Genomic DNA, 12,899 nt, shown 5'->3' with positions numbered 1-12,899 from the left:
ACCATAGCAAGTCGGTCCCACCCCTTCCCATCCCGAACAGGACCGTGAAACGACTTTGCGCCGATGATAGTGCTGCAACCAGTGTGAAAGTAGGTTATCGTCAGGCTAGTTATATAGAAAAACCCCGCTGAGTTAGCTCTTGGCGGGGTTTTTTGTATTGTGCATCGTGTTATCAATGTTACTATCTTTGTGTTTTGATAATTATCTAAAAACAAAGGAAAACATGAAAGCATACGCACTGGGTTGCCTCTTCGCCACCCTCGCCACATCGGGTACCGCTGCCGAACTGGCAAAAGACAAGATCCGCACTGAAGTCACGCGCACCAGCTATGGTGTGGTACACGTCAAAGCCAACGATTTCCGCAGCTTGGGTTATGGCGTGGCATACGCCTATGCCCAGGATAACGTCTGCATGCTGGCAGATACCTTCCTCACCGTGCGGGGGGAGCGCTCGCGCTACTTCGGTCCCGACGCGCACACCACCACGCCGAAAAACGGTGAATATGGTGTCGCCAACGGCTATATCGACCTCACCAATGAGCAAAGCGATTTCTATTACAAAGGGTATGTCGACATCGACCAGCTGCGCGCAGGCTATGCGTCCGGCAAGCAGGAAATACGGGATTTGCTGGTCGGCTACGTCGACGGCTACAACCGCTACCTGAGCGACAACCAGAAAAAATTGCCGAACGCCTGCCGCAATGCCGCGTGGGTCAAGCCCATCACGGTCGACGACATGTACCGCTTGGTGGAAGAAAAATCGCTGCACGCCACGGGTGACGTGTTTGCCGCCGGCATTGTCGGCGCCGCCCGCGATCCCGCCGCCCCCGTCGCCCTGGCGAAATCGCTGCCGTCAGCCGTGGCAAAACTCCCGACCGGCATGCCGGCCGGTATCGGCAGTAACGGTCTTGCTTTAGGCCGCGATGCCAGCGCCAACGGCCGTGGCCTGTTGCTGGGCAATCCCCACTACCCATGGAACAGCACGGAACGCATGTACCAGCTGCACCTGACGGTGCCAGGAAAATATGACGTCATGGGCGCCACCCTGGCAGGCTTGCCGGTCGTGGTCATCGGCTTCAACCAGGATATGGCGTGGACCCATACCGTCACCAAGGCCATCCACTTCACCACGTTCGCCCTGGCGCTGGACCCATCCGATCCCACCGGCACCACGTATTATCATGATGGCGCGCCCGTCAAGATGACGTCGCGGACAGTGGCCATCGACGTCCTGCAGGCGGACGGCACGCTGAAGTCCAAACAAAAGACGTTTTACGCCACCAAACACGGCGCGGTCTTCGTGAATCCCGCCGCCGGTGTGGGATGGACCGCCGAGCGCGCATTCGCGCTGGGCGATGCCAACCGCAACGGCACGCGCATGCTGGAACAATGGCTGACCTTGGGCCAGGCCGGCAATGTCGACGCAGCGAAAGCCAGCCTGTCCGGCGTGGGCGCGCTGCCATGGGTGAATACCATTGCAGCAGACCGCAACGGCGGCACGCTGTACATGGACGCCAGCCGCGTGCCGCACATGGGCGCGGATAAATTCGCCTCCGACTGCTTCGTCGTACCGGCGCTGCTGGCGTTCGACGGCACCCGCAGCGCCTGCGCATGGGGCCAGGATGACGGCGCCGCCGCCGGCATATTTGGCGCAGTCAATATGCCGGCCCAGGAGCGGGAAGATTATGTCGGCAATTCCAACGACGCGTACTGGCTGGCCAACGTACGCGCTCCGCTGATGGGCCCCGCGCCTTTCGGTTATTCGCCGCTGTATGGCTCGCCCGGCGTCGAACAGACGCTGCGCACGCGTATCGGTTTCAAACAGGTGGAGCAGGCGCTGGCCAGCGAGCGTCATCTGAACATGGATGACCTGGAAGACCTGTTGTTCAGCAATCGGGTCCACGCGGCGGAGCTGGTGTTGCCGGAATTGATCCCGGCCTGCTTTGCTTCCAATGACCGCGACTTGCTGCTGGCATGCGCGGTCTTGCAGACGTGGGACCGCAAGGCCGACATCGACAGCCGCGGCGCCGTGCTGTTCCGCGAATTCTGGCGTGCCGCCGCCGCGGTCCAGGATAAATGGTCCGTGCCATTCAATCCCGCCGATCCGGTGAACACGCCACGCGGCGTCGCGGTGGCAGCGAAACCGGCATTGCTGGACGCGCTGCGTACCGCAGTGGTCAAGCTGAACAAGCAGAATGTCCCGCTGTATGCCCGCCTTGGCGATTACCAGTCCGAGACCCGCAATGGCAAACGCTACGCTCTCCATGGCGGCCTCGGTGATGAAGACGGCGTCTACAACACCATGGTCATGCAGGGCGACTTGACGCCATCGGGCTACGGCAACGTCAACTGGGGCGCCAGCTATATCCAGGTCGTCGGCTTTGACCGTGACGGCCCGGTCGCACGGGGCTTGCTGCCTTATGGTCAATCGGTCGATCCGAAATCGCCGTATTACGATGACCAGTTGCCGCTGTTCTCGCGCAAGAAGCTGGTGAAACTGCCGTTCTCGGACAGCGAGATTCGTAAAGACCCCGCTTATAGCCGGAAAGTGTTGACCGACAAGTAAAATTTTCTTCTACAGCAAGTATTTTGAGCATGCTATATTGCTAACTTCAATGGCTTTATACGGGCTCAGTGATGAAGAAAAAGACGCTGGTCAAGGTTCTCGGTGCGGTGGCTGTCGGCGCGGCTGCGCTGGTTGGCTACCGCACCCTGGGATGGGACTTGATGAGTCCCGTCAACAGCCTGAACCTCGACCTCGCCAAGCCTGATGCACTGATCGTCACCGGAAGCCTGTCCGCACTGCCGCGCGACTTGCTGACCATCCCCCTGGCGCGCGATGTGTTGCGCGAAGATTTCCTGTTTTATTACGAGCAAAGCGAAGACCGCCTGGGCCTGAAGGGCAGCCTGCGCCGTATCGCCTATGAACATGAACTGGGATGGGGCGACCAGTTGATCCGCATGGTGCTGGACCAGCCTGCGGAAGTGGCGCTGTGGCGCGATGGCGATGGCTCGCTGAAGCATTTCGCGATCGCCGTCTCGCGCAGCCAGTTGAGCCGCTTGCTGGAAGAAGCGGGCAAGGTGGCGCTCAAGGATACGCAGTTGAAAATCGCCGGTGGCTTGCGCGTCGATGGCGATACCGTGCAAGTCTATGCCCTCAGTTATGCCTATGGCCGCACCATGCTGATTGCCGCCCACGGCGAACGGATGGTGATTTTGTCGCATCCGGGGATGCTGTATGGCGGCAAGGATGGCAAGCGGGCCGACAGCACGGCGGCCGATGTCGTTTCCGGTTTGCTGGCGTCGTCGGCCGACAAGCAGCGCCCCTTCCACGAACAATTCCACTTCGATAAGAAGCCCGCCGAAGGGCACAGCATTGCCGTCAAGGCGGACTTCCTGTCGTTCGGCTACCAGCCTTTCTTCGGTGCGTTGCAAGCGCTGCGCTTCGATTTCAGCAAAGGCGCATGGCGTTCGCAAGTGCTGATCGATGGCGGCAAGCTGGCCAAGGGCGGCTATGACAGCGCCGCACTGTGGCCCGCGTTGCCGCATAACCCGGGCGGTTGTTTCACAGTGCCGGCCGACTGGAAAGCGATGCAGCCCGTGCTGAAGCGCGTGGGCGGCAAAGCCAGTGTATCGGTGCAGCCATTGGCGGAGCAGTTGGCGGGGCCGGTGGCGGCATGCTGGTATGGCCATTCGCGCCTGCATACGCCGGTGTTCATTGCCAGCCGCGCCGCGAATGATGATGGCAAAGGTAGCGAAGCCTTGCTGGGCAGCCTGTTCGACGTGGCCGTCGGCGGCGGCGGGCAGGTGGAAAAGACGCAAGCCAAGGGCGGCGCCGTGCGCTGGCAGCGCACCGTGTCCACCAAGCTGGGCGACACGTCGCCAACGCTGGCGGTGGCCGGCAACACCGTGGTGTTTTCCGCCGATGCACGATTGGTCGACCAAGTGCTCGCCGTCAAGCGCAAACAGGCGCCGGCAGCGGCCGACCGCATGCCCGATCCCGGCCACACTGTCGGCCTGATCGCGCCGGCATCGCTGGCGCAACTGATCCAGAAGGAAGCGTTTGCGACCTTGCCGGCCAACCAGGAACCGGTGCTGCGCACGGCTGCCGATGAACACCTGGTGCCGCGACTGGAGGCGCTGAAAAAATACCCGCCGTATCGCATGGTGCTGAAAAACCTGCCGGCCTCCGGCACGGCATGGCAAGCGCTGGAATGGCAAGCCATCACGCAATGACGCGCCGCGCGGTCGTGCGCGCCCTGGCGGCCGCCTGTACGGTGGCGGCTGCGCCGCATGCCTGGGCGCTGAGAAGCCCCGCGCAGCAGCAGGTGCGGCTGTCCCAGGAACAATCCCGCGCATTCCAGGCGTGGATGCTGCGCATCGTCAGCGCGCAACTGGAGCGGGGACCGACGCCGCGCTGGCAGCACCGCGATTGTGCGGGCCTGGTGCGCTTTGCCGTCAATGAAGCGCTGAACACGCACGATGCCTGGTGGCTGCGCGCGAATGGCATCGCGACGGACCGGCGGCTGCCACCGGAACTGGATTTGAACCGTGAACAGGCGGCGCTGCGCAACCGCTGGATACAGACGGGCGGCCAGGTCGGCCACTTCGTCACGGCACTGGCGCTGGTGCAGCACAACAGCCGGTTTGTCGCCCGAGAAGTGAGCCAGGCGCAACCCGGAGACTTGCTGTTTTTCGACCAGGGCGACGAACAGCATTTGATGGTGTGGATGGGCGCCCGTATCGCCTATCACACCGGTACCGTGGCACCCGACGACAACGGCTTGCGGGCCGTCGATATCAAACAATTGATGACATGGAAGGACACCCGGTGGCAACCTGTGGCCAGCAATCCCAATTTCGCCGGTATTTTCCGGCTGTCGTTTCTGTCCTGAAGCTGTGGTTCGCACTGGGGCTGATCGCCATGGTGGCGCTCGCGCCGGCGGGCCGGGCCAGCGCGCAGGACGCAAGCGGCTACACCTTGTTCAAGGGCGAACCGTTCTTCCTCTTGTCCGACGCCGGCTATGGCAGCAAGGATGAAGCCAAAGTACGGCTGGAAGTGCCGGGACGCGATATGGGACGCATGAATACGGAAGCGTATTCGGGCGTCGACATCGTCGTCTACCGCGTGCCGGAACCGCTGGAATTTCTCAAGAAGCAGCGCAACCTGCACCGCATCCAGGTGGAAGGCAATTACCAGGGCGAAGGCCTGGCCAATACGCTGAGCTTCCTGTGGGATAGCTGGTGGAAGCAGGCGCGCCTGGCATGGCGCAAGATCTTTTCAACGGAAGCGCGCCGCGCCGTCACACAGGAGCAGCCGAAACTGGCCACCAATGAAGAGGCGCTGCGCCGTCCCACGGTGTTTGCCAACCACCCGCAATACAAGCCCCTCAAGGGCTACGAGATGGTGGACAGCTTCCGCTATCCGATCTGGCAGGCGAAGCAGATCGAGCCGCCCAAAGGCGTTAAGCTCGATGGCTCCAGCAGCGAATTCATCCAGCAAGGCAGCGGCAACGTGATGATCCCGGTCGGCAAGCGCAAGCCGGGACTGTACCTGGTGGAAGCCATCATCGGCGAACACCGCGCGACCACGCTGGTGTTCGTGTCCGATACCATGGCCGTCACCAAAGTATCGTCCGGCCAGATGCTGGTGTGGACGGCGCGCCGCGACAATGGCGCCGCGGTGCCCGCGGCAAACATCGCGTGGACCGATGGCGCGGGCGTGCTGCAATCGGCGAAATCCGGCAGCGACGGCGTCGCCGTCATGGAGCGCGGCAGCCCGGAACACACATACGTGCTGGGCGAAGACCGCGATGGCGGCGTGTTCGTGTCCGAGAATTTCTACTACGACAGCGAAATCTACAACACCAAGATTTATGCGGTGACGGACCGGCCGCTGTACCGCCCTGGCGATGAAGTCAACGTGAAATTCCTGGGCCGCGAATTCAAGTCCGCACGCGTGTCGCAAGCGGCGATGGCCGCGCCGGTGGCGCTGACCGTGTATGACCCGAACGGCACGCCGCTGTTGACACAGGCGCTGCAACTGTCCGGCGAAACGGGCACGGAAACGCGTTTCCGCTTGCCGGAGCAGGCGACGGCCGGCGGCTATGAGTTGCGCTTTACTTACCGCGACGGTGTCTATGGCGCAGCGTTCCGCGTCGCTGAATATGTGAAGCCGCACTTTGAAATCAATATCCAGCCGGCGAAACCCGAGTTCAAGACGGGAGAGAAAGTCAGCGGCAATATCGCGCTGCGCTACCCGGACGGCAAGCCCGTAAAAAACGCGACCTTGTCGCTGACTGTGCGGGGCCAGCAAAATACCATGGTGGAGGGCGAGTTGCGGTATGGCGGCCTGTTCCCCATCGAGCTGAAAACGGAAGAACTGAAAACGGATGGCAGCGGCAATGCCGCATTTTCCCTGCCGCCGGCCACCGATCCGTCGCGCTATATCCTCACCGTACTGGCCACCGATGGCGCGGCCTACCGCGTGAAAGCCACGCGCGAACTGATGATCGAGCGCTCGGCCACCAGCTACCAGTTGAAAGCCGCGCGCCAGTTTTCCGATCCGGGCCAGGCCGTGCATTTTGATTTGATCCCGGACGGCCAGGCCACCGTGCGCCCCGTGCGCTGGGAAATGGTGCAACTGGAAAAACAGACGAAAACCAATGGCGCGTTCGATCCGAATGCCAAGGGCTGGGACGTCACGTTCCCCGCATCCGGTTCGTACCAGCTGTCGCTGCGCGATGACAAGGGCAACTTGCTTGCAGCGGCCACCCATTGGGTCAGCGGCGAGGGCGTGAAAACATCGCCGGGCAGTATCGAAATTGTGCTGGACCGTGCGCAATACCGGCCGGGAGAGACAGCGGAAGCGCTGATTACGTTTTCCGATCCCGTCGACCAGGCCTTGCTGACCTTGGAGCGCGACAAGGTGGAACAGCATGGCTTGCTCAATGGCGGCGCTGGCTGGTACAAGGCGGTGCGCGTGGCGCCGGCGCAATGGCGCGTGCGCATTCCAGTGAAGGAAGAGCATGGGCCGAACATCACGTTCTCCGTGGCGCACACGCGCAATGGCGAATTCGTGTTTGAAAATGCCGGCTTGCTGGTGATCGAGCCGCGCATCGCGCTGCAATTCAAGACTGATAAAGAGGTGTATCAGCCGGGTGAAAAAGTCACGCTGGACGTGACCGCCACGCTGGAAGGCAAACCGCTGTCGACCCTGGTGGCGCTGGGTGTCGTCGATGAAATGATTTACGTGCTGCAGCCGGACATCGCACCGGACATCGCGGATTTCTTTTACCACCCGCGCCGCAACAATGTGCGCACCACGGCCAGCCTGTCGTTCATCAGCTACGACATGGCGCAGGGCCGTACCAGCGGCGCGCCGGCGCGCCACAATTACAACGAGCGGGGCGTCAAGGTGCTGGAGCGGCCGCGTCGCGACAATATCGATACCGCGCTGTGGGCGCCATCGCTGAAGACGGATGCCGACGGCCGCGCCCGCGTCACCTTCACCATGCCGGATGCGCTGACACGCTGGCGCATCACGGGCCGTGCGATGGATGCGCAGGGCCGCGTGGGGCAGCGTACCGGTTACCTGCGCTCGGACAAGAACTACTATGCCAAGTGGACCGCGCCCGACTGGCTGCGCACGGGCGATGCGCCCCGCGCATCGTTCGCGGTATTCAACCAGACCGACAAGGAGCAAAAGCTGGACGTGACATTGTCCGGCGGCGCGCAGCCGAAAACTGAAAAACTGTCCGCCAGGCCGGGCGTCAATTATGTGGAATTCCCGCTGGCTGCCAGCGGCGGCATGATGCGGCTGGAAGTGAGGCAGGACGGCAAGCTGGTCGATGCGCTCGATACGAACTTGCAGGCATTGCCTGCCGCGTGGAGCAGCCCCCGTTCGCTGGTGGTGCCGCTCGGCGGCGATAGCGGGTTAAAACTGCCGGCCGATGCGCGCAATATCCGCGTATCGTTTGCACAGGGGGCGTCCAGCCACTTTGCCCGTATTGCGGATGACCTGATCGAATTCCCGTACGGCTGCGTGGAACAGACGGCCAGCCGCCTGATCCCGCTGACGATGGCGATCCAGAGCCTGGGACCCGATGCGGCCGGTGTGCGCGACCGCCTGACGGCGACGCTGCAATCGCAGCGCCTGCGGCTGGTGTCGATGGCGGGACCGAAGGCGGTTTTCGGCTGGTGGGGCAATGCCACCCAGGGCAGCGCATTGATGACGGCCTATGCGTATTACGCGGACTGGTACGCGGCGCGTGCGTTGCGCATCGATATGCCGGCCGATCACTGGAACAATTTGCTGGCCGTGTATTCGGAGCATGGCTTGAAAGACGGCATGGCGGAGCGCGCGCTGGTGCTGTGGATGGCGCACGACATGGGCTTGCCGACCAGGACGCTGGCATCCGGGCTGGTGGACGATATCGCCGGCGTGACCTTGACCGACAAGGCCGGCCAGCAGGGGGTATCTTCCAGCCTGTTGCTGGGCGCCCCGGATGACCGCAACAGCCAGGCCATGGCGCTGGGCCTGGCGTCCGTGGTGGCGGCGCAAAACAGTGTCGCGTTGCCGCCTGCGTTGCAGCAGCAGGTGGCGGGTGCATGGAAAATCCTGCGCGCGTCGCCCGCGCCGGCCGCCCAGGCATTGCTGATGCTGGCGGGCGAATTGCCTGTATCGGCTGCGGACAGCGTGCTGTCTTCCGTGCGGGCCGACATGCCGACGCTGGACCGCGCGATGACCTTGCTGTGGGTGCAAAAAAAACTGGGCGGCGGCGCGTTTGGCAAACCACCCGCGCTGGCGCTGGACGGCCCGTGGCAAAAAGCCGATAGCCGTGGCGGCCAGCAGGTATGGCGCTGGACCGATACGAAAGCGGTACCGGACCAGTTGCGCATTGCCGCGGCGACGCCGGCGCCGGCAGGCACGGTGGCGGTGGTGCAATACGACAGCCGCGCCGTGGAAGCGCCATCGCTGCCGGTTGCCATCGAACGCCGCATCGTGCGCATGAAGCGGGGTGATAAAGGTTATACGACGGAACTGGTGAAGCCGGGCGAAGCGCTGCGCACGGACGAACTGTATATGGATGAAATCACGCTGAAACCCGCTGCGGGAACCAGGCACCGATATGGTTTGCTGGAAGTCGCGCTGCCACCGGGCGCCATGGTGGAAGCCAGCACCTGGGGCATCACGATGGCGGGCGATCCGCCGGCGCCGCTGGAGCGCACCCGCCACGCCGAGCGGCGCGATGGTTATGCTGTACCGGTCGAGCCGCTGGAGGGCGACGTGACGGTGCGCCATTTGCTGCGCTTTGCGCAGAAGGGCAGCTATGTCTTGCCGCCGGCACGCTTCCATCGCATGTACCAGCCGGAGCAAAAAGCATTTGAAGGCGATGGCAAAACCATGCGCACGCTGAAGGTCGAGTGATGTCAAAGGTATTGCCAGCGGTATACGGCATGACGGTGGCCGCAGTGCTGGCCGCCGCCATGCCATGCGCCGCCGCCAGCCTGGACGTCGCGTGGTGGAAGGATGGCCGTGTCCATGTCACGCAACTGCGGCAGGGGGGCGCGGCAGTCCCCGCATTCGACGGCGGCCGCATGGTGCCGCTGGGGAGCCTGTGGAAGCTGTTTGTCTACCTCTACACGGTGGAAACCAGGACGCCGCTGCCGGATTATCGTTGCGGCGGGCGCGATCCGGACGAGGTGTATTGCTGCGACGCGGGCCAGTCGGTCAGCCGCGACGCGGCACTGGCGCAATCGTGCGGCTTGTTCTTCGCGCCGGCGCGCCTGATGCTGGCCACGCCGCCGTGGCGTGCATACTGGACGCAGCGGCTGGGCGCCATACCGGCTGGCGACCTGGCGTGGCTGTCGGCGCCATCGCAACTGGCGCCGGAACGGCTGGTGCGGCTGGACAGCCTGCTGCGCGCGCTGGCCGGCATTCCGCCTGCAGGGCGCGCGGAAGCGGAGCAGGCGCTGTTGCGCGTGGTGCTGGACGGGCGCGGCGCCGACAGCGTGCGATGGTTTGGCAGCCGCCTGCGGGTCAAGACTTTCTCATGGCATGAGGGCAAGGAGCGCCTGGGCGGCGCCGCCGGCTGGCTGGCCGATGGCACGCCGGTCTGGTTCGCGGGGCAGGGCACCAGCAGCACGGTGTTGCGCGCATGGGCGCCGCGCCTGGCTGCCGTATTACCGCAGGCGGAGCCGGAGGACAGCGGCTGCGTCATGGTGGATTACTTTGTCCGTTATCCGTTGCGCACGGTGCGCGGCGATGAAGGTCCGGCCGCGCCGGGACCGCTGCGTGGGCGATACCGTGTGACGTTCGACAATGGACAGGCGCTGGCATTCCGCAGCGCGGGAGACATGGTGCTGGAAAAAGCACCGGATGGCCGCATGACATTGCGCGGGCGTTTCGGCGTCAACGAATATGTGGCGCGCGTGATCGATCGCGAAGCCGGCGCCGAGCCGGTGGAAGCGGCTCGCGCGCTGGCCATCGCCGCGCGCAGCTATTTGCAGCAAAATGCGCGGCAAGTGGCGGGTTGCCAGCATATTACCGACAGTAGCGCCACGCAGCGTGTCAGCCCGAATCCCGCCAGCGCAGCGGCATTGGCGGCCGCACGCTGGACCGACCAGCTGGTGGTCGATGGCGCGCCGGTGCGCTATCACCGCGATACGCCTTCCGCCGACACGCTGGCATGGACCCGTGCCGTCGCGCTGGCGCGGCAGGGAAAAACTTTCGATGAAGTGCTGGCCGATGCGTATCCCCATGGGGCACTGGCGGCGGCTGGCAACAGCGGCGCGCGCTGTTTACGGCTGGCGCAAAATGAAGTATGGCTGGAGCGTGAACTACCCCGCTGGCAGCGCGTGTTGCGGCAGGAAGCGGGCTATGAGGCGCCGCCACAATTGCCGGCGGTCTGCGCGCTGGCATCCGGCGCGCCGTATTCCGAGCAGTCGCGCAACCGTATTTTCATGCGGCCGTTGGCCACGCGCGAAGACCGCATCACGCTGGCGCATGAATACTTGCACCTGGGCTTGCGCCGCCACCCGCGCGGGCAGGATGAAGATTACGTGGAGCGGCTGGCGCGCCGTCTTACGGACTTGAAGCTGGAGGCGCCATGAGGCATCCGCACCGAATATGTTTGATGCTGGCGCTGGCCGGTCTGCCAGCCCTGGCACAGGAAGGCAATGCGCTGACCGCGCCCGGCGGTGGCTGGAACCGCGCGGGACTGGTCGACAAGTCGCAGGAACTGGCCGTCAATTATCCGTACAACCTGATCGACCGGGGCGCGCAGCGGGGACGTCGCATGATCGAGGGGAACTTGGGTAAGGCGGGGAAAAAGCGGCCATTCCACATGCTGGTGGTGAATGGCAACCCCACGCCGCTGTACACGGATGACGATGGCCGCTATGCGCGCGCCTATGCCTTCGGTTCCGGTTCCAACAGCGTGGAGGTACGCACGCCGGATGGCAAGTCACTGAAACGCGTGCAATTCTATGAGGCGGACCGCAGCAGGCCGCAGCCGGTGATCCGCGTGATTGCAGCGTGGGATGATAATCAGGCGGAAGTCGATTTGCACGTGGTGACGCCGGATGGCCAGCATGCATTCTGGGCGCACCCGGCGCTGACCAATGGCGGCGGGCTCGATGCGGATACGGTCGATGGTCCGGGACCGGAAAATTTCACGATGACGTCGCCGCAGCGGGGCTTGTACCAGGTGTGGATCAATTACTGGGGCAATTTTGGCGGCGATGGTTATCACTTCGACGAGGCGACGCGGCAGCGGCCCATCATCACGTCGCGCATCACGCTGGTATTCAATGAAAACACGACGAAAGAGCGGCGCGAAAGCTTTGTCGTGCCGCTGCGCCGCATTGGCGAACTGACACTGGTGAAGACCTTTAAATTCTGATTCACATGAAACCATATTGCTCAGGCTTGCTGGCGCTGTTCATCACATCGGCGCCATACGCGGCGGCACAGGTCACGCTGGATGCACCCGTGGGCGGCTGGCGTAACTCCGCCGGCGCCCGTGAAGAGTATACGCAGGCGGTCAATTACCCGGCCAATACCGTATCGATGCAGCCGGGCCAGGCTGCCACGGCGCAGATACGGGGGCGCATCAACAGCACCGCCAAGGACAAACCCGCCACGCTGGTGGTCAATGGCGTGCCGATGCCGCTTGAAGTGCAGCCGGATGGCAGTTTTGGCCGTCCCTATGGCTTTGGCAGCGGCTCGAACAATGTGGAAGTGCGCGCGCCGGATGGCAAGAGCCGCGCCCGCGCACAATTTGTCGATGGGTACCAGGGCAAGACGCAGGCGCGGTTGCGCGTCGTGCTGTCGTGGGACAGTCCGGGGACGGACCTGGATTTGCACGTGCTGGCGCCGGATGGCGGACACGCATGGTATGGCAACCGCGTGATGCAAAATGGCGGCGCCATCGATGTCGACGTCACCACGGGCTTCGGCCCGGAAATCTTTTCCAGTTCATCGCCACCGCGCGGTTTGTACCATGTGTACGTCAATTACTTCGGCAGTGGCAGCGAACGGGGCGTACTGACTATTGCCCAAGTGGCGGTCATCACCAACGAAAACACCCCGCGCGAAAAGCGGCAAGTGTTCCAGGTGCCGATGCGTGCTGCGGGGGAGCTGACCTTGGTGAAATCGTTTGTTTACCCGTAAGCCTTGCGCGGTGGGTGTGGCTTTGCTATAGTTCGGTCCCCGCAGCGCTGAGATGCCTCAAGCAAAACAGCGTAGCGAAGCAAGGGGTTGACGAATATCACGAAACACTAGATAATCTCGCTTCTCTGCTGCTGACGAACAAAACGCTTCGTCGAATACGAAAAGTAAGCAGCCTTCTTTAAAAATAAACAGTCGATAAGTGTGGGTGTTAGATGAGATCGGC

General features: G+C 63.2%; 7 protein-coding genes and 1 rRNA gene. All 8 read left to right on the top strand.

Annotated elements, in window-relative coordinates:
• Positions 1 to 106 (top strand): 5S ribosomal RNA (rrf, locus tag GJ700_RS34380); the annotation flags it as partial.
• Between the two features lie 117 nt (positions 107 to 223).
• A complete protein-coding gene (locus GJ700_RS34375) occupies positions 224 to 2,566 on the top strand; it encodes a penicillin acylase family protein (protein ID WP_195764111.1) in 2,343 nt (780 codons plus the stop codon).
• Positions 2,567 to 2,637: 71 nt separating this feature from the next.
• Positions 2,638 to 4,236 carry a DUF2138 family protein gene (locus tag GJ700_RS34370; protein ID WP_154382673.1) on the top strand — a complete coding sequence of 533 codons (1,599 nt, stop codon included), beginning with the start codon at positions 2,638 to 2,640 and terminating at the stop codon, positions 4,234 to 4,236.
• Positions 4,215 to 4,895 carry a DUF1175 family protein gene (locus GJ700_RS34365; RefSeq protein ID WP_229507411.1) on the top strand — a complete coding sequence of 227 codons (681 nt, stop codon included), beginning with the start codon at positions 4,215 to 4,217 and terminating at the stop codon, positions 4,893 to 4,895. The genes GJ700_RS34370 and GJ700_RS34365 overlap by 22 nt, the downstream gene beginning before the upstream one ends.
• Positions 4,896 to 4,924: 29 nt before the next feature.
• The gene (locus tag GJ700_RS34360) at positions 4,925 to 9,430 is read left to right on the top strand and encodes an alpha-2-macroglobulin family protein (protein ID WP_229507410.1); all 4,506 of its coding nucleotides are present in this window, start codon (positions 4,925 to 4,927) and stop codon (positions 9,428 to 9,430) included.
• 29 nt (positions 9,431 to 9,459) lie between these two features.
• On the top strand, positions 9,460 to 11,115 hold the full coding sequence (locus GJ700_RS34355) for a DUF2300 domain-containing protein (RefSeq protein ID WP_195764110.1): 1,656 nt from the start codon (positions 9,460 to 9,462) through the stop codon (positions 11,113 to 11,115).
• Positions 11,112 to 11,906 carry a YfaP family protein gene (locus GJ700_RS34350; protein WP_154382665.1) on the top strand — a complete coding sequence of 265 codons (795 nt, stop codon included), beginning with the start codon at positions 11,112 to 11,114 and terminating at the stop codon, positions 11,904 to 11,906. The genes GJ700_RS34355 and GJ700_RS34350 overlap by 4 nt, the downstream gene beginning before the upstream one ends.
• Positions 11,907 to 11,911: 5 nt before the next feature.
• Positions 11,912 to 12,676, top strand: coding sequence for a YfaP family protein (locus GJ700_RS34345; protein WP_154382663.1), 765 nt, complete (start codon positions 11,912 to 11,914; stop codon positions 12,674 to 12,676).
• Positions 12,677 to 12,899 lie beyond the last annotated feature (223 nt).

Source organism: Pseudoduganella rivuli (assembly GCF_009674485.1).
GTDB classification, from domain to species: Bacteria; Pseudomonadota; Gammaproteobacteria; order Burkholderiales; family Burkholderiaceae_D; genus Rugamonas; species Rugamonas rivuli_B.
Note: the sequence above shows the minus strand (reverse complement) of the source record. Positions and strands in the feature narration are given on the sequence as shown.

Excerpts from the sequence above, each read along its gene's own strand:
- GJ700_RS34375 (WP_195764111.1), top strand. The coding sequence starts at position 224 with ATGAAAGCATACGCACTGGGTTGCCTCTTCGCCACCCTCGCCACATCG.
- GJ700_RS34370 (WP_154382673.1), top strand. The coding sequence starts at position 2,638 with ATGAAGAAAAAGACGCTGGTCAAGGTTCTCGGTGCGGTGGCTGTCGGC.
- GJ700_RS34365 (WP_229507411.1), top strand. The coding sequence starts at position 4,215 with ATGGCAAGCCATCACGCAATGACGCGCCGCGCGGTCGTGCGCGCCCTG.
- GJ700_RS34360 (WP_229507410.1), top strand. The coding sequence starts at position 4,925 with ATGGTGGCGCTCGCGCCGGCGGGCCGGGCCAGCGCGCAGGACGCAAGC.
- GJ700_RS34355 (WP_195764110.1), top strand. The coding sequence starts at position 9,460 with ATGACGGTGGCCGCAGTGCTGGCCGCCGCCATGCCATGCGCCGCCGCC.
- GJ700_RS34350 (WP_154382665.1), top strand. The coding sequence starts at position 11,112 with ATGAGGCATCCGCACCGAATATGTTTGATGCTGGCGCTGGCCGGTCTG.
- GJ700_RS34345 (WP_154382663.1), top strand. The coding sequence starts at position 11,912 with ATGAAACCATATTGCTCAGGCTTGCTGGCGCTGTTCATCACATCGGCG.